Source organism: Kribbella monticola (assembly GCF_003261635.1).
Lineage (GTDB): Bacteria > Actinomycetota > Actinomycetes > Propionibacteriales > Kribbellaceae > Kribbella > Kribbella monticola.
Genome location: NZ_QFXK01000022.1, coordinates 65,061 through 81,765, shown reverse-complemented (window position 1 = coordinate 81,765; position 16,705 = coordinate 65,061). Strand labels below are relative to the sequence as shown.

Genomic DNA, 16,705 nt, shown 5'->3' with positions numbered 1-16,705 from the left:
ACTTTGGACTCATCGGTCCATTCTATCCAGCATCTTGGACCGTGTGGTCCATTCGAGATACTTACCCTGAGGAGCAGTCATGCGGTTGGCAGGTAAGAAGGCCCTGGTCACCGGAGCCACCAGCAACATCGGCAAGGCGATCGCAACCGCCTTCGCTGCCGAGGGCGCTCATGTGATCGTTGCCGGACGCAACAAGCAGCGCGGTGACGAGGTGGTCGATCAGATCCGTACGGCGGGTGGGCGGGCGGACTTCGTCGCGGTCGACCTGGACGGTTCCAAGGCTGCGGCGAACGCCTTGGCCGAGGAAGCGACCCGGCTGCTCGGCGGCCGGATCGACATCCTGGTGAACAACGCCGGCGCGATCGACGGCACACCGACGGCCCAGACGAACGAGGAGACCTTCGACCTCGTCTACCAGGTCAACGTGAAAGCGCCGTACTTCCTGATGGCCGCGGTCGCACCGGCGATGGTGCGTGCCGGTGGCGGCGCGGTGATCAACCTCGGCTCCTGGGTGGCGCGACTCGGCATACCGGTCGGCGCGGCGTACGCCGCGAGCAAGGGCGCGCTCGAGACGCTGACCCGCGCTTGGTCGGCGGAGTTCGGCCCGGCCGGAGTACGGGTCAACGCGATCTCGCCAGGGGTGGTCTACGCCGACCCCACACCGGACCAGCCGGGCGCCTCGATGATGACCGGCACACCTCACGGCACCATCGGTACGCCGGACGCGATCGCGAACGCCGCGGTCTTCCTGGCCGGCGACGAGTCCGCGTTCATCCACGCCGCCACCCTCGACGTCGACGGCGGCCGCATCGGCGCCGCCGTCATCGCCGGGTGAACAGGTCGAGCTAGGCGGATGCGAGCAGGCGGGCCAACGCGGCTTCGCCGGCGGGGCGCCAGGTGGGTTTGCCGCCGGGGAGGCCCCGGTCGCCGGCCAGCCCGATACTGATCAGGGCGAGGGTGCGGAAGACGGCCCAGCCCCGGGCGCGGCGGATGGTGGCGTCGTCCGCGGCGTAGGCGGCGAAGAAGCGGTCCGCGGCGCCATCGGGAAGAAGCACCCAGGCGGAGGCCAGGTCCACCGCAGGATCGCCGGCACAGAGCTCGCCGAAGTCGATCACGCCGGCGAGGGAGCCGTTCGCGGTGACGATGTTCGCGGGATGCAGATCCCCGTGCACCCACACCGGGGCGCGATCCCACTCCGGCGCCGACAAGGCATCCGCCCAGACCGCGCGAAGCTCATCGGCCCGGTCGTCAGGCGCATTCGTCAGCCACTTCTCCAGGTCCGCCTCGTAGGCCTTCAGCGGAACCCCGCGGCTCGGATTGATCGGCGCGTCCGCGGGCGCATCCTGGTGCAGCGCGGTCAGGAAGCCGGCCAGTACGTCGGCGTCGCCGAGGTCGGTGATCGGCGCGCGGTCGGCCGGCTCCCCCGCGACCCAGGTCGTGATCGTCCAGGTCCGCGGGAAGCGCTCAGAGGGTTCGCCGACCCGCACCGGTGTCGGGACCGGAAGTGGCAGGCCCGGAGCGAGGACCGGCAGCCACCGTTGCTCCATGCGCAGGAGTTCCGGAGCGCGCGGCGTACGCGGGATCCGTACGGCGAGCTCGTCGCCTAGTCGCCACTGCTGGTTGTCCCAGCCGCCATCGACCAAGCGGAGGTGATGTACGGCGAGGTCCGGGTGCTGCTCGGTCAGCAGCGTCCGCACCGTGCTCTCGTCGATCTCGAGGAGGTCCACGTCTAGGGCGCGATCTCCAGACTGCTGATCAGACCGGCCTCGTTCAGGGTGAAGCGGTAGATGAGGTCGACGACGCCACCGGGGAAGTCGCCTTCGAGGTGGTTGGTGACGACGTAGTGCGTGTCGTCGAACTGGTCGGCGTGGCTGGTCTCGACGGTGTAGGTGTATTCACTCGCCTCGTTCTCCCGCCACCGGTGGATCTCGTCGTGCCCGGTGTAGGTGTTGCCGTCGTCAACGACCGTCGCGTCCGCGGCGAAAGCGGACAGCAGGTCGTGCGCGTTCGCCTTGTGCTGCGGGTCGGCCTCGCGCAGGTAAGTGGTGATCGCGGGCGGCAGGTGCTTCACCTTGTCGGTCGCGGCCGGGTCGGGCGGGGTCGGAATCGTCATCGGTCACACCTTCCAGAAGAGACTGCTTCGAAACTACCTTGGCTGGACGACAGTCGAATCGAAGGCCCTGGGGATCGAGGAGGTGCGATGGCCGGAGCGACCTCGTTGCCGGTGGACCGCGAGCTGCGCCGGCTGCTACGGACCGGCACGTTCGCGGAGGCCCTGGACCATGCGCTCAACGTCCGCGGCCTGAGCCTCGAACGGGTTCAGCACCACCTGGCCGAACGTGACGTGCGGGTGAGCCGGGCCGCGCTGAGCTACTGGCGGCATGGACGCAGCCGACCGGAGCGGGCCGAGTCGCTGCGCGCTGTTCGTGCGCTGGAGGAGGTGCTGGACCTTCCGGCGGAGACGCTGGTGTCGATGCTCGGACCGCCGCGTCCCCGGGGCCGCGCCGCGACCTTGCCGGGTGCGATGGACCGGCGCAGGTTGTGGCCGTCGCACAGCCCTCTGCTCACGGCGATGGACGCACCGCCGGACGGACAGCTGTCGTTCCTCGACGTCCACGAGCACGTGCTGGTGGACGAACACCGCCAGCTGGCCGCCGTACGGACCCGGCTGGTGGTGGAGGCGAATGCGGACCGTATCGATCGTTGCGTGGTGTACCTGTGGACCGAGGAGCCCTCGAAACCCCGGTTGACCGGGCTGCGCTACTGCCGGCTCGGCAGGATGCGGTCCAACGACGAGTTGGGCGCGGTGGTGACCGAACTGATGCTCGACCAGCGGTTGTCGACCGGCGAACGGTCCGTCCTGGAGTACGAGTGGAACTTCCCGCCCGGCCCGGAGCTGACGTTCTTCCATCGCCGCTTCACCCGGCCGAGCCGCCAGTTCGTGCTGCAGGTCGAGTTCGCCGGTGAGGTGCCGGCGACCTGCGTGCCGTACCGGCAGCTCACGATGGAGGCGCCGCGGCAGCTCGACCGGCCGCTGTGGATCGGCGCGTCGGAGACCGCCCACCTGGTCGTCACCGATCTGCGTCCGGGCATCGTGGGCCTGACCTGGGAATGGGACTGACCGGCGGGCGCCGCCGCACCGCCGGTCAGCCGATCAGGAGGTCGGCAGTCAGTCAGTACGCCGTCAGGTCACGTACCACCCGATCTGGACCTTGCCCACTCCCCCAGCCGAGTCGGTGGCTGTCACCGTCGACTGGTAGATCACGTTCGCCGCGGACGGGGTTCCACTGATCAACCCGGTAGCGCTGTTGATCGACAAGCCGGTCGGCAGAGCAGTGGCGGTCCACTTGTAGCTGCCAGTTCCGCCGGTCGCCTGGAGTTGCAGGTTCACCGGCTTGCCGTGCTGGACGAACTGCCAGCCGGGATCCTTGATCGTGACTGGGCCGCTGGGCGCGGCCTGCACGGTCAGGGTGAAGGTGGCGGTACGGCTGGTGGCCGCGTTCTTACCGGTGATCGTCACCGGATAGGTGCCCGCCGGTGTGGAGGACGACGTGCTGATGGTCAGCTTGGCGGATCCGCCCGTCGTCACCGAGGACGGATCGAAGCTTGCGCTTGCACCGCTCGGCAGACCGCTTGCCGTCAGGGCGATGTCGCCGGTCGAGGGGCTACCGGGCAGCTGCGCCTTGATGTCGGCGGCATAGGTGGTCACCCGCGCGTACACGCCGTACGTGTCGCAGTTGTTGGACATCCAGCTGAAGATGCCGACGATCTGGTTACCCACGAGGTACGGGCTGCCGCTGTCGCCGACGCAGACGCCCTTGTGGCCGTCGGCGTACCCGGTGCAGAGCATGGAACCGTCGGACTTCCAGTTGCTGCCCAGGACCGGCTGCTGGGCGCAGTCGGAGTCGGCAGCGATCGGGAAGGCCGCGACGCGGAGTACGTCGGAGTACGTGTTCGCTCCGGTCTTTCCCCAGCCGATGCCGGTGCCCACGGTGCCGGGCTTGTTGAGGGCCGTGTCGGTCGCGATCGTCGGGTAGACGATGCCGGCCGGTACGGGGACGTCGCGGTCGAGAGTGACCACGGCGACGTCATGACCGGTCTGCCAGCCGTTGTAGCCGGGATGGGTCCAGTACGACGCGATGTTGGCGCGGAACCCCGAGTCGTTCAGGTTGGTCGCGCCATAGACGAACCACTTCTCGCCGTCCTTCTCCAGCAGGCAATGCGCCGCACCGACTGCCGTATGCGGTCCGACGAGCGCCATGGTGCAGGACTGCTGACCGGGGAAGGCACTGCCCTGACGCCGCATCGAGATGATGAACGGGTACTTGTCGACGGTCGTCGGATCACCACCGACGACGGCCGGTGCCACCTTGTTCACAAGGGCCGCTGCGGTCTTCACCGTAGCGGTCGTCGACTGTCCGGCGGTGACTGTCGCCGAGCTCGGATCGACGCTGAGCGCGAAGTCACCAGGCCCAGAACCGTTCACTGTAAGGGAAATGGCCGTATCATGGCTGGCGTCGCTGGTCTTGCCGGTGACCGTGACAGTGCTGGAGCCAGGCGACGCCGAAGCAGCTGCGGACAGCGTCAACGTGGCCGAGGCGCCGGCGGTCACCGAACTCGGCTCGAACGTTGCCATGACCCCAGCCGGCAGCCCGGCCGCGCTCAGCGCCACCGTCTGCGCGGAGCCTTTCGTCACCTTGGTGCTGATCGTCGAGGTCACCGACTTGCCGGGATCGACGCTGACCGATGACGGGGCGGCGCCGATCGAGAAGTCGTTCGCGACCGGCGGTGCGGCGCCGTTGATCAAGGGGTCGACCAGGTTGTCGCCCTGCGGTGAACCCCAGCCGGTACACAGGTCGTATCCGGTGCCCGCGCTGTACGTGCCGTTGCTGCCGGTTGTGACGTCGTGGAACGTCGACGAGTACTGCGACGACTTCGCCACGGCGTACACGGTCGGGTTGATGCCGCCGACGTTCGGTTTGCCGTTCGCCTTGGCCTTCTGGTTGACCATCGCGATGTAGCCGGCCCACAGCGGCGAGGACAGGCTGGTGCCGCCGACGTCCTGCCAGCCGCCGTTGTTGTACACCGACAGCGCGCCGGCTCCGTAGTCCGCGTCGAGCGCGACGTCGGGCACCGACCGGTACTGGTTGCTGCCGACCTGCCAGTCGGGCTTGGGGAAGACGGCCGAGTACGCGCCGCCCGAGCGGGTGTTGCCCGAGCCGCCCTGGTTCCAGCACGACTCCGACTGCCAGGTGCCTGCGCTGTCGCTGGTCTTCAGCTGAGTGCCGCCGACACCGGTGAACAGCGGATCACTGGGCGGGTAGTCCGCCTGGATCGTCGAGTTGTCACCGTTGTAGCCACAGCCGGTTGCTCCCCAGTCGCCGGAGGCGGACAGCATCGTGACGCCCTGGGCAGCGAGCTGGGTGTAGGAGTCGTGCGATGCCTGGATCGGGTCGGACTCACACTTCTCGCCGAGCAACCAGGAACCGGACAGGACGGTGATCGCGTTGTCGGAGGCGATCTTGGCCATCTCGTCCACCCACGCCTTGTCGCTGTTCGGCGCCTCGTAGACGATCTGGGCCGCCTTCGGCGCGGTCGCCGCCACTGCCTGGATGTCGAGCGTCACCTCCAACTGGCCGGAGCCGGTCGTCGTACCGCCGTCCACCGGCACCACCTTAGGTGTCACCGCCGGCTGGCCGAAGTACTTGGTCCAGGCGTCGATGTCGGACTGCTTGAAGGCGTCGAACTCGATCAGCCCGACCGTCTGCCCGCTGCCGTCGTACGAACCGGACAGGTTCTTCATGCTGTACGCCGTCCGGAACTGCGCGGGCGTGTAGCCGCCCCCAGGTCCGGCAGGACCCGCCGGGGCACTCGCCCGATGAGCCGCCGGACGACTGTCGAGACCGGCGACATCCCGTACGACGCCGGCCAGCGCGGCCGGGACGGACGGGCGCGAGTCGTTGGTGTAGAACCGGTGGCCGTCCGCGGCGACGTACTCGCTGATCACGGACCCGAACGCGCCCTTGAGCTGCTCCGGCGTTCCGACCGCATCGACGACCTGGTGGTTGCCGGAGACGGAGGTGACGCGCAGTCCGTTCGTCCGCAGGAATGTCGTGACGGCGTCGAGGTCGGCCGGCCTGGGCGCGAAGCGCTCGGCGTACTCCTGACTGCTGAGGTAATGCCTGTACTGCGGTGAGGCGGGGTCGCTGACCGCCTTGACGAAGCCGTTGAGAGCGGCCTCGTCGTGAGGCCGGAGCGCGATGGCCACGTCGACGGCGCGATCCGGCGCGAGGGCGCCGACACGGTGCGCACCGGGCGGTGTCGGCTCGCCGTGCGCGCCGAGCGGAACGCGGACGTCCCGCTGCATGCGGCCGGCCGAGGGGTGGTCCGGCTGTGGTGGGCGATTCATGACGGCGGCCGCGGGACCGGTCGCCAGCGCGGCGGTGAGGCCGAGCAGGGTTGTCGCCGCGAGGGTGCTCGCGACTTGGCGGGATCTGGGCATGCAATCCTCCAGTGCCGAAGGTGCTTGATTCGACGGTCAACGTAGGGCCGCCGGTAGCCGATCGGGTGCGCCAAGTGAATGTTCAGAGACGTTCACGAACGAGCCAGGACGGCTCGGCATCCGGGCAGGTCAGCGCCGCTTTTCCGGCACAGACGTCAACAGGGCGACGGGCGCTGTCACGGTTCCCGGCGGCCGGCCGCGGTGACCGGGTCGTCTAGGCTCGCCGGTCATGGAGATCTTGGTGATCGGGATCGGGGCCGGGGATCCGGACCACCTGACCCTGCAGGCGGCGAAGGCGATCGAGCGGGTCGATGTGTTCTTCGTGCTCGACAAGGGCGAGGTCAAGCAGGAACTGGTCGACCTGCGCGAGGAGATCCTGCGCCGGCACGGTTCGCAGTACCGGCTGGTCGTCGGGCGGGATCCGGAGCGGGACCGCAGCAGCGCGGCGTACGTCGAGTCGGTGGACGACTGGCGGCGGCGCCGGGCCGATGTCTGCGCGGACCTCATCGCCGGTGAACTCGGCGCCGATCAGGTCGGGGCGTTCTTGGTCTGGGGCGATCCGTCCCTGTACGACAGCACGCTGGCGATCCTCGACGACATCCAGGACCGCGGCGAGCTGACGTTCGACGTGGAGGTGATCCCCGGCATCAGCAGTGTCTCCGCGTTGGCCGCACGGCATCGGGTCGGGCTGAACCAGGTCGGGCGGCCGATCCAGATCACCACCGGTCGGCGGCTCGCGAAGAGCTGGCCCGACGAGGTCGATGACGTGGTCGTGATGCTCGACGCGCAGACGGCCTTCACCGCTCATACCGACCAGGACGCGGAGATCTACTGGGGTGCCTATCTCGGCACGCCGGACGAACTCCTGGTCGCCGGGAAGCTGTCCGAGGTGGCCGAGGAGATCACCGAGATCAGGGCCGCGGCGCGCGAACGCAAGGGCTGGATCATGGACACCTACCTGCTCCGCCGGAACCAGCGGTAGTTCGACCAAAGGTGTAGGTGGACTGGCCGTCCGGCCGAAGCGGCACAGCTCTGTCCTGGCCGAGGCTGCAGGACATGACAAGACTCCGAATCACTCGTAGCAAGCTGCGGCTGGCCATGGCGCTCGCGCTGGTCCCTGCCGCAGTGCTGGTCAACAGTGCGACGGCAGCTCAACCCGAGAGCGCTCCTGGCGCAGAGCCGGCCGTAGTACGGACAGATGCCGGCGTACTGCGTGGCGCCACGTCGGGCAGCGCGCGGCTCTTCAACGGCATCCCGTACGCCGCTCCGCCGGTCGGCCCGCTGCGGTGGAAGGCTCCGCAACCGGTGAAGCCATGGACCGGCGTACGCGGTGCACTGTCGCTCTCAACGCCGTGTGCTCAGTCCAGTGAGAACAACAGCGAGGTCCCCAAGGGCTCGACCGAGGAAGACTGCCTCTACCTCAACGTGACCACCCCGGCGACAAAGTCGGCGCATCCGCGGGCCGTGGTGGTGTGGATCCCCGGTGGCGGGTTCTTCCAGGGCGCGGGCAACAGCTACCGCGCAGCGAAGCTGGCGACTCGCGGCGACGTCGTGGTGGTCACAGTCAACTACCGGCTGGGGATCTTCGGGTTCTTCGGCTACCCGGGGCTGGCCGGCTCCGGCACGTACGGCATCCAGGACCAGCAGGCGGCACTGCGCTGGGTTCAGCGGAACGCCCGGGCCTTCGGTGGCGACCCGCGGAACGTGACTGTGGCCGGCGAATCGGCCGGTGGCATGAGTGTCTGCGCACAGCTGACCTCCCCGACCGCGGCCGGGCTGTTCGCGAAGGCAGTCATGCAGAGCGGCTCCTGCGCCTTCAACTGGGCCGACAACAGCCAGTACCCGACACAGGCCGCCGACTCGCCATGGGTGAAACAGAGCCGAGTGCAGGCCAATGGCAAGGAGTGGGCCGCGTCCAGCACCAAGGAGCTCGGCTGCAAGCCGGGTCAGCCGATGCTTGCCTGCCTGCGCGCCGCAGACCCCGCAGTACTGGTGGACAGCACGCTGAACTTCACCCAGGTGGCGTACGGCGGTACTGCGGTGCTGCCGCTGAGTCCGGCGAAGGCGATGAAGGCCGGCCTGTTCCACCGGGTGCCGGTGTTGTCGGGCAACAACCATGACGAGGCCACACCGTGGGTCACCGCGTTCAACGGAGGCGTGCTGACCGACGCGGACTACCCGAAGCTGTTGACCGCCATGGTGGGCGCGAAGGACGCCGCCAAGGTGCAACGCGAGTACCCACTGGCGCAGTACGGGTCGACGGCTGCTGCGTGGGGTGTCGTCACGACGGACCGGATCTGGTCGTGCACGCAGGTGGCCAACGACCAGCAGGCGGCCCGCAAGGTTCCGGTGTACGCGTACGAGTTCGCCGACAAGCACTCGCCGATCTCCCAGCCTGGGTTAGGCGCCTCGCATGCGACGGAGCTGCCGTACCTGTTCAGCCTCGGTGGATACGACTTCCCGATGACGGACGGCCAGCAACGGTTGTCGGAGCAGATGATGGACTACTGGACGGCGTTCGCACGCACCGGCAATCCGAATGGGCCGGATCGTCCACATTGGGCTCCTACCGGCAGGCACACCGTCACCGGGCTCTCACTGGCCCCGACCGAGCAGGGCGGCATCAAGAAGGTCGACCTGTCGACCGAGCACCACTGCGCCTTCTGGGCCGCACTAGGCAGCTGATACGCGACGCTCGCGCAGCCGGTACGCGAGTCTGGCGGCAGGGGCGGCCACGAAGAGAGCGAACAGCGAGTAGAAGTTGACGCCGGGCACCAGGGCCGCGAGGAGGAACGCGATCAGCGAGAAGACGCTGAAGGTGATGGAGCCGACCACCTCGCGGCCGGTGACCGGGTTCTCGTCGACCTCGAGTTCCCGGTGGCCGTGGATCAGCAGCGTGAGTCCCGTCTGGCAGAGGCTGAGGACGGCCAGCGTGCCGACATAGAAACCGGCCGTGAACCGGCTGCTCTGGAAGTGCCCCATGATCTCGGTCGGGAACGGCAGGATCACGATGCAGAGCAGCCAGAGCAGATTCAGCTGCACCAGCAGCCGGTTGTAGGCCTTGACGTGTTCGAAGACGCGATGATGGGTCAGCCAGAACCTTGCGATCACCACGAAACTCAGCAGGAACGAGTAGATCGCGTCCTTCTGGTCATGGACCATCGCCCAGGCGGTCTCGTCGGCCTGGGCCGCCTCCGTCACCGCTTCCACCAGCGGCAGGATCAGCAGTGTCACGGCGATCGCGACGACAGCGTCGGTGAACAGGACGAGCCGGTCGGGATCCCTAGTCATACTCACGGCCGACACCGTAGCGGACCACCGGGCTCCAGCAGGGTCGCGAGCTGACGCCGCGGTTGTGCTAGACAAGGAGTAACCAAAGGGGCTCCCGTGGACCAGCTCAGCCTTGGCGTCGTCGGGCGTTCTCGCAAGGAGAACGAACATCGACTGCCGATCCATCCCAGTCATTTCGACCGGATCGACGAGGAGCTGCGGCAACGCATCTACGTCGAGACCGGGTACGGCGAACGTTTCGGCGTCTCCGACGCGCAGCTGGCCCGGTCGGTCACCGGCATCCTCGACCGCGACGAGCTCATCGCGACCACCGACGTCGTCCTGCTGCCGAAGCCGCAGATTGAGGACGTCGCCGAGCTGCGCCCGGGTCAGGTGCTCTGGGGCTGGCCGCACTGCGTCCAGGACGAGAAGCTCACCCAGCTGGCGATCGATCGCGAGCTGACCCTGATCGCGTTCGAGGCGATGAACCACTGGAGCAGCGAAGGCGCGTTCGACCTGCACGTGTTCCACAAGAACAACGAGTTGGCCGGCTACTGCTCGGTGCTGCATTCCCTGGGCCTGATCGGTTCGACCGGCGACTACGGCCGCAGGCTGCGCGCCGTCGTGATCGGGTTCGGCGCGACGGCGCGAGGCGCTGTCACCGCGCTGAGCGCGCACGGCATCCACGACGTCGACGTACTGACCGGCCGCGACGTCACCGCCGTGGCGTCGCCGATCCATTCCGCCCGGATGGTCCGCTACGACCAGGACGAGGTCGAGCCCGGCGCGGCGGTCGATCCGCGCCGCAGCCACGCGCTGCTGGAGGACGGCCGGGTGCCGCTGGCCGGGTTCCTCGCCGAGCACGACATCATCGTCAACTGCGTACTGCAGAATCCGGATGCGCCACTGACCTTCCTGATCGACGAGGACCTGGCACTGCTGCAGCCGGGCAGCCTGATCGTCGACGTCTCCTGCGACCTGGGGATGGGCTTCAGCTGGGCCCGCCCGACCAGCTTCAGCGAACCCACGTTCGTCGTCGGCGACAACATCACGTACTACGCGGTCGACCACACCCCCTCCTACCTGTGGAACTCCGCCAGCTGGGAGATCAGCGAGGCCCTGCTGCCCTACCTCGACACGGTGCTCGGTGGCCCACAGGCGTGGTCCGCCGATGAGACGATCCGCCGGGCCATCGAGATCGAGCGCGGCCATATCAAGAACCCCGGGATCCTGTCCTTCCAGAACCGTTCGCCCGAGCACCCGCACCCCCACCTGTGAGTGACAGCCACCACACCGCGTCCCGCGGGGCGCAGAGCGCGGGTGGGCGGCACGTAGCATCTCGGCTGTGACCAGCTCGGCAAGGACTCAACCGGACCGTTGTCCTGGAGTCCTTGCCGTGCACCAGGCGGCCGACGGCGGACTGGCCCGCGTACGCCTGCCCGGCGGCTTGCTGAGCGCTGAGCAGCTCAGGCTGCTCACCGCCGCCTCCATTGAGCTCGGTGACGGCAACCTGGAGCTGACGTCGCGCGCGAACATCCAGATCCGCGCACTACGCCCCGGAGCGCCGCAGGAGCTGTCAGACCGCCTCTACGCGGCCGGCTTGCTCCCGTCGATCTCCCACGAGCGAGTGCGCAACATCCTCGCCTCCCCGCTCTCCGGCCTCGACCACCACAGCCAGTACGACGTACTCCCGCTCGCCGCCGAGCTCGACCGTCTCCTGCGCGCGCATCCGGAGCTCGCCGAGCTACCTGGCCGGTTCCTGTTCGCCCTGGACGACGGTCGAGGCGACCTGAGCGCAGCCGGAGCTGATGTCGCTGTGCGGGTGTTGTCCACGCAGACGGCCGTGCTGATGCTCGGCGGGGAGTCGCGCGGCGCAGAGATCGCTCTGGACGAGGCCCCCACGCTCATGGTGGCCGCTGCGGAGGCGTTCTTGGCTGAGCGTGCCGCGCAAGGATCGGAGGCTTGGCGGATTGCTGAGCTGCCCGACGGCGCAGTACAGATCTATAAGCGGCTAGGGCTCTCGCAGGTGACAGCGGTCGAGCAGGCCTCGGGAGAGTTGCTGGCTGGGTCGTACGCGCAGACAGATGGACGGACCGCGCTCGTGGTTACTGTGCCGCTGGGGAGTCTGGCGCCTGCGCAAGCTGCTGCCTTGGCGGACGTGGCTGACCGGGGGGACGGTCAGCTCAGGGTGACGCGTTGGCGTTCCGTAGTACTGGGTGGTTTGGCTTCGGCTCAGGACTTGGAGCTGGCTGGGCTGGTGGTCGAGCCTGAGTCGTCCTGGAACGGCGTGACCGCGTGTGCCGGGAAGCCGGGCTGCGCGAAGGCGCTGGCGGACGTGCGGGCGGATGCGCGAGAGGTGACGCCGCGGATACCGGCCGGGCGGAAGCCGGTGCACTGGTCCGGGTGTGAACGACGCTGCGGGCGTCCGGCCGGTGGATTTGTCGATTTGGTTGCTGTTGGCAATGGGTATGTGCTGGACGGCGTACCGGTGACGGCAGGGTTGGCGCAGGCCGTTGCGGCCGCGAGAGGAGTGCAGTGAGCAGGTACGAGTACGTGACCGACGGAGCCGAGATCTACCGGCAGTCATTCGCGACGATCCGGGCGGAGGCGGCGCTCGGCGATCTGCCCGCCGACGTGGCGCAGGTCGCCGTACGGATGATCCACGCGTGCGGCATGACCGATCTGGTGGCGGATCTGGCGTACTCGGCCGGTGTGGTGAAGGCTGCTCGGTCCGCACTGCAGGCCGGGGCGCCGATCCTGTGCGATGCGGCGATGGTTGCCGCAGGCATCACGCGGCGGCGGTTGCCGGCCGGTAACGAGGTGATCTGCACACTGAGCGATCCCTCCGTGCCGGAGTTGGCCGCGGCGTTGCGAACCACGAGGAGCGCGGCCGCCCTCGATCTCTGGCTGGACCGGCTCGACGGCTCGGTCGTTGCTATCGGCAACGCTCCGACCGCGCTGTTCCGCCTGCTGGAGCTGATCCGTGACGGCGCGCCGCGGCCGGCCGCCGTCCTCGGCATCCCGGTCGGTTTCATCGGCGCGGCCGAGTCGAAGCAGGCATTGGCAGACAACGACCTCGGACTGGACTACCTGGTGGTCCGGGGCCGACGGGGCGGCAGCGCGATCACCGCGGCCGCCGTCAACGCGATCGCGAGCGAGGAAGAATGACCGGACGGCTGTGGGGCGTCGGGCTCGGCCCGGGCGACCCCGAACTGATGACGGTGAAGGCCGCCCGGCTGATCGGCGAGGCGGACGTGATCGCGTTCCACAGCGCCCGCCACGGCCGCAGCATCGCGCGCTCGGTCGCCGCGCCGTACCTGCGGGACGGCCAGGTCGAGGAGCACCTCGTCTATCCGCTGACCACCGAGACCACTGATCACCCCGGCGGCTATCAGGGCGCGATGGACGACTTCTACGCCGAGTGCGCGGTAAGGCTCGCGGCTCACCTCGACGCCGAGCGGGACGTCGTCGTCCTGGCCGAAGGCGATCCGCTGTTCTACGGGTCGTACATGCACATGCACAAGCGACTGGCCGACCGGTACGAGTGCGAGGTCGTGCCCGGCGTGACGTCGGTCAGCGCGGCCGCCGCAGTGCTGGGTCGTCCGCTGTGCGAGCGTGACGAGGTCCTGACTGTGCTGCCGGGGACGCTGCCTCCCGACGTACTGGCTGAGCGGCTACGTACTACGGACGCCGCCGCCGTGATGAAACTCGGGCGCACCTTCGCGGGCGTCCGGGAGGCCTTCGAGCTCGCCGGCCGACTGGACGAGGCCTGGTACGTCGAACGCGCGACGACCGCGGAGCAGCGAACCGCTCCGCTGGCCGATGTCGATCCCGACTCGGTGCCCTACTTCTCGCTCGCACTGCTGCCCAGCCCGATCAACAACTTCGTGGCGGCGTCTGACGCTCCCCGGATCGACGGCGAGGGTTCGGTGACCGTGGTCGGTCTCGGCCCGGCCGGTCCGCAGTGGATGACACCCGAGGTCCGGTCGGCGATCGCCGCCGCGGACGACCTCATCGGCTACAGCCCGTACGTCGACCGGCTGCCGGATCGCGCCCGGCAACGCAAGCACGGCTCGGACAACCAGGTCGAGTCGGAGCGGGCCGCGTTCGCACTCGACCTCGCTCGCAAGGGCTCTCGGGTCGTCGTGGTGTCATCCGGCGACCCGGGGGTGTTCGCGATGGCGAGCGCTGTCGCCGAGGTCGCCGCCGAGCCGGAGTACGCCGATGTCGTCCTGAACGTCCTGCCTGGGATGACCGCGGCGCAGGCCGTCGCCAGCCGGGTGGGTGCTCCCCTCGGCCACGACTACTGCGTGTTGTCACTGTCGGACCGCCTCAAGCCGTGGGAAGTGATCGCTGCCCGACTGACGGCGGCAGCCACAGCCGACCTGGCGATCGCCATCTACAACCCGGCCTCGAAGTCACGAACCTGGCAGGTCGGCGCGACCAAGGACCTCCTGTTGCAACACCGCGACCCCACCACACCCGTGGTGATCGGCCGCAACGTCGGCGGCGCCGCCGAAGCGGTCACGGTGACCACACTCGGTGAGCTGGATCCCGATCAGGTCGACATGCGCTGCCTGCTGCTGATCGGCTCCTCGCAGACCCAGACCGTGCAGCGTCCGTCCGGTCCGCTGGTCTTCACTCCTCGCCGCTACCCGGACGGGCAAGGCGCCGGTTAATTCTCGAGCGGTGCCGCATAGGACGACGCCCGGCGGGGTAGGCACCTCCGCGGGGCGGACCTATGAGGAGACCATGACAGTGGAACAGTACGGCGAGAGCGACACCTTGACTCAGCCTGTGCCCAGTCCGACCACCCAGCGCTACGAGGAGGCCCGCGCGGCCGCCCACCGTGCGATGACCAGCGTCACGCTGGTGCCGGACTCGCTGCCTGTCACTGACCCGGAGCGCCTTGCCTACCGGGGCTTCAAGTTCGGTGCGGCATTCTTCGGCTGGCTCATCATGCTGTCGATGATCGTGCTGCTCACCGCTGTAGTCACCGGCGCCGGAGCCGGTGCGAGCTATGTGCTGGACTACACCAAGTCGGACGCCAGGCAGCAGGCCGGCGCAGCGGCCATCACCTCCGCAGCCGTCGTCGTCCTGGTGCTCAGCCTCGCCTTCTACATCGGCGGGTACGTCGCCGGCCGACTCGCGCGGTTCGATGGCGCACGCCAGGGCTTCGGCGTGTGGATGATCTCGCTGCTGCTCGTAGTGGCCGCCGCTGGCGCCGGCGCGTTCCTGAACAGCCAGTACGACCTGCTCGGCCGCGTGCATCGGCCCGACGTGCCGCTCACCAACGACAGCCTCCTCACCGGCGGACTGATCACCGCGGCCGCGGTACTGATGTTGCCCCTGCTTGCAGCGCTTCTCGGCGGCAAGAACGGCCAGCGCTACCACGACAAGATCGACGCTCTGCTCGACTGAACTGCGTCAGCGCATGCGCGGCACCTACCGGGGGTACCGAAAGAGTTACCAGACGGGGCCGTCTTGTGAGGAGAAGGTGACATGGTTCAGCACTACGGCGACGGCACGAACACGCAGCAGCTCAGCCCGCCCAGGCAGTTCTCGGACGACCGCATCATCGCGCAGCGTGAGGCAGCGGACCGTTCCGTCGAGGAGCGCCCCGTGGAGCGCACCTCGACCCAGGTGCCGGTGGCGGCTGCTCCTGGTGTCGCAGAACCCGGCGTGAGCGCTCCCGAGGAGGAGCGTCGAGCTGCGCATCGGGCGAACGTCAAGACGTCCACGGCGGCCGAGGTCGACCCGGCGTACCGCGGGTTCAAGTCCGGCTCAGCGTTCTTCGGCTGGCTGATCGCAGTCGGGCTGACCGTACTGATCACCGGGATCCTCGTCGCGATCGCGGCAGCGGTCGACTACGCGGTCACCTTCGATCGCAGCACCTTCGACGACCACGCCGGAACCATCGCGATCGCGACCGCCGCGGTGGTCATCGTGATGCTGGCGATCGCCTGCTACAACGGCGGGTACGTCGCGGGTCGCCTCGCGCGCTTCGACGGTGCGCGTCAGGGCTTCGGCGTCTGGGCGATCGGGCTGGTGATCGTACTGATCGTGATCGGCCTCGGCGCGCTCGCGGACTCGCAGTACGACCTCGTGAACCGGCTGGACCTGCCGTCCGTGCCGATCGCGCACGACCTGCTCGTGTCCGGCGGAGTGATCGCGGCTGGGGCGCTGCTGGTCGTGACGCTGCTCGCGGCTGTCATCGGCGGTAAGGCAGGGCAGCGGTACCACCACCGCATCGACAACAGCTGGGACTGAACTCCTCATTTACCTAGAGAAGCCAACTGGGTGGCATCCGGCCAGGCCATACGGAAGCAGTCTGGTGCGCCGTTGAGTCGGGCCGGATCTCCACCGGGTGGCGGAACCGGCGCGGTCTCCACGTTGGCGGCTCCGGTGGCCAGGTAGAACTGTTGCGCGGCTGTGTTCTGTTGGAGGACCCAGAGGTAGATCGCGTTGCTGTTTGCTGACGTGAGGACCGCTTGGCCAGCGCGCGCCAGCAGCTGGGTGCCGATGCCGGTACGGCGTTGGGCGTTCTGCACGTGCAAGTTGTCGACGAGACTGCCCCATTTGGGGTCGTGGTCGAACGCGACGTGTACGAAGCCGGCCAGCTGACCGTCCTCGGTTTCGGCAAGGATGGTCGCAGTACCGGCCGGTGCCGCGAGCCTCGTCGACCAGACCGCTCGCCGCTCGGTCTCGATGTCTCCGTCGAGGAACGAGTCGGCGTACGCACCGCGATAGTGCCGCCGCCAGCTGTCGGCATGCAGCATCGCGACTCGGTCAGCGTCGTCAGGTCCGGCAGATCGAAACCGCAGCATGCAATCCTCCGTCCACCGGCCGCCGAGGCGAGATCCACGGCCGTCTCAGGCTATCCGCGGTGCTCGGACGGGTCGGGAAGATCTTGAGCCGCGGACGGTGTTGAAC

15 protein-coding genes are annotated in these 16,705 nt (G+C 68.5%); 10 read left to right on the top strand and 5 right to left on the bottom strand.

Annotated elements, in window-relative coordinates:
- The first annotated feature begins 79 nt into the window (after nucleotides 1-79).
- Nucleotides 80-835: an SDR family NAD(P)-dependent oxidoreductase gene (locus tag DIZ26_RS09465; protein ID WP_112239453.1), complete on the top strand. Its 756-nt coding sequence runs from the start codon at nucleotides 80-82 to the stop codon at nucleotides 833-835.
- Nucleotides 836-845: 10 nt separating this feature from the next.
- On the opposite strand, the gene DIZ26_RS09460 is transcribed toward DIZ26_RS09465, so the two are convergent.
- Together DIZ26_RS09460 and DIZ26_RS09455 are read right to left on the bottom strand one after the other, a co-directional pair.
- On the bottom strand, nucleotides 846-1,727 hold the full coding sequence (locus DIZ26_RS09460; RefSeq protein ID WP_112239451.1) for an aminoglycoside phosphotransferase family protein: 882 nt from the start codon (nucleotides 1,725-1,727) through the stop codon (nucleotides 846-848).
- A 2-nt stretch (nucleotides 1,728-1,729) separates the two neighbouring features.
- Entirely contained in the window at nucleotides 1,730-2,113 is a 384-nt protein-coding gene (locus tag DIZ26_RS09455) for a nuclear transport factor 2 family protein (RefSeq protein ID WP_112239449.1), read from the bottom strand.
- Between the two features lie 87 nt (nucleotides 2,114-2,200).
- Between DIZ26_RS09455 and DIZ26_RS09450 the strand changes: the two genes are divergently transcribed.
- Complete coding sequence (locus DIZ26_RS09450; RefSeq protein WP_112239447.1) at nucleotides 2,201-3,121, top strand: XRE family transcriptional regulator; 921 nt, start codon at nucleotides 2,201-2,203, stop codon at nucleotides 3,119-3,121.
- A 63-nt stretch (nucleotides 3,122-3,184) separates the two neighbouring features.
- On the opposite strand, the gene DIZ26_RS09445 is transcribed toward DIZ26_RS09450, so the two are convergent.
- Complete coding sequence (locus DIZ26_RS09445) at nucleotides 3,185-6,502, bottom strand: trypsin-like serine protease (protein WP_112239445.1); 3,318 nt, start codon at nucleotides 6,500-6,502, stop codon at nucleotides 3,185-3,187.
- 229 nt (nucleotides 6,503-6,731) lie between these two features.
- Between DIZ26_RS09445 and cobF the strand changes: the two genes are divergently transcribed.
- Both cobF and DIZ26_RS09435 read left to right on the top strand, forming a co-directional pair.
- Nucleotides 6,732-7,484 carry a precorrin-6A synthase (deacetylating) gene (cobF, locus tag DIZ26_RS09440; RefSeq protein ID WP_112239443.1) on the top strand — a complete coding sequence of 251 codons (753 nt, stop codon included), beginning with the start codon at nucleotides 6,732-6,734 and terminating at the stop codon, nucleotides 7,482-7,484.
- A gap of 74 nt (nucleotides 7,485-7,558) precedes the next feature.
- Nucleotides 7,559-9,187 carry a carboxylesterase/lipase family protein gene (locus DIZ26_RS09435; RefSeq protein ID WP_198676014.1) on the top strand — a complete coding sequence of 543 codons (1,629 nt, stop codon included), beginning with the start codon at nucleotides 7,559-7,561 and terminating at the stop codon, nucleotides 9,185-9,187.
- On the opposite strand, the gene DIZ26_RS37415 is transcribed toward DIZ26_RS09435, so the two are convergent.
- Nucleotides 9,176-9,793 (bottom strand): TMEM175 family protein, encoded by a 618-nt coding sequence (locus DIZ26_RS37415; RefSeq protein ID WP_232828239.1) that lies wholly within the window; start codon nucleotides 9,791-9,793, stop codon nucleotides 9,176-9,178. The two genes, DIZ26_RS09435 and DIZ26_RS37415, sit on opposite strands and share 12 nt — an antisense overlap.
- Before the next feature lie 96 nt (nucleotides 9,794-9,889).
- Between DIZ26_RS37415 and DIZ26_RS09425 the strand changes: the two genes are divergently transcribed.
- From DIZ26_RS09425 to DIZ26_RS09400, 6 genes are all read left to right on the top strand, one after another.
- Nucleotides 9,890-11,050 (top strand): N(5)-(carboxyethyl)ornithine synthase, encoded by a 1,161-nt coding sequence (locus tag DIZ26_RS09425; protein ID WP_112239439.1) that lies wholly within the window; start codon nucleotides 9,890-9,892, stop codon nucleotides 11,048-11,050.
- Nucleotides 11,051-11,117: 67 nt separating this feature from the next.
- Nucleotides 11,118-12,311 carry a precorrin-3B synthase gene (gene cobG, locus DIZ26_RS09420; RefSeq protein ID WP_112239437.1) on the top strand — a complete coding sequence of 398 codons (1,194 nt, stop codon included), beginning with the start codon at nucleotides 11,118-11,120 and terminating at the stop codon, nucleotides 12,309-12,311.
- The gene (locus tag DIZ26_RS09415; RefSeq protein ID WP_112239435.1) at nucleotides 12,308-12,940 is read left to right on the top strand and encodes a precorrin-8X methylmutase; all 633 of its coding nucleotides are present in this window, start codon (nucleotides 12,308-12,310) and stop codon (nucleotides 12,938-12,940) included. The genes cobG and DIZ26_RS09415 overlap by 4 nt, the downstream gene beginning before the upstream one ends.
- Nucleotides 12,937-14,451, top strand: coding sequence for a precorrin-2 C(20)-methyltransferase (locus tag DIZ26_RS09410; protein WP_112239433.1), 1,515 nt, complete (start codon nucleotides 12,937-12,939; stop codon nucleotides 14,449-14,451). Before DIZ26_RS09415 ends, DIZ26_RS09410 begins: the two co-directional genes overlap by 4 nt.
- 73 nt (nucleotides 14,452-14,524) lie before the next feature.
- Complete coding sequence (locus tag DIZ26_RS09405) at nucleotides 14,525-15,193, top strand: hypothetical protein (protein WP_112239431.1); 669 nt, start codon at nucleotides 14,525-14,527, stop codon at nucleotides 15,191-15,193.
- Between the two features lie 81 nt (nucleotides 15,194-15,274).
- Entirely contained in the window at nucleotides 15,275-16,042 is a 768-nt protein-coding gene (locus DIZ26_RS09400; protein WP_198676013.1) for a YrzE family protein, read from the top strand.
- 5 nt (nucleotides 16,043-16,047) lie between these two features.
- Here DIZ26_RS09400 and DIZ26_RS09395 read toward each other — a convergent pair whose 3' ends face one another.
- Complete coding sequence (locus DIZ26_RS09395; RefSeq protein WP_112239429.1) at nucleotides 16,048-16,599, bottom strand: GNAT family N-acetyltransferase; 552 nt, start codon at nucleotides 16,597-16,599, stop codon at nucleotides 16,048-16,050.
- Between the last annotated feature and the right edge of the window lie 106 nt (nucleotides 16,600-16,705).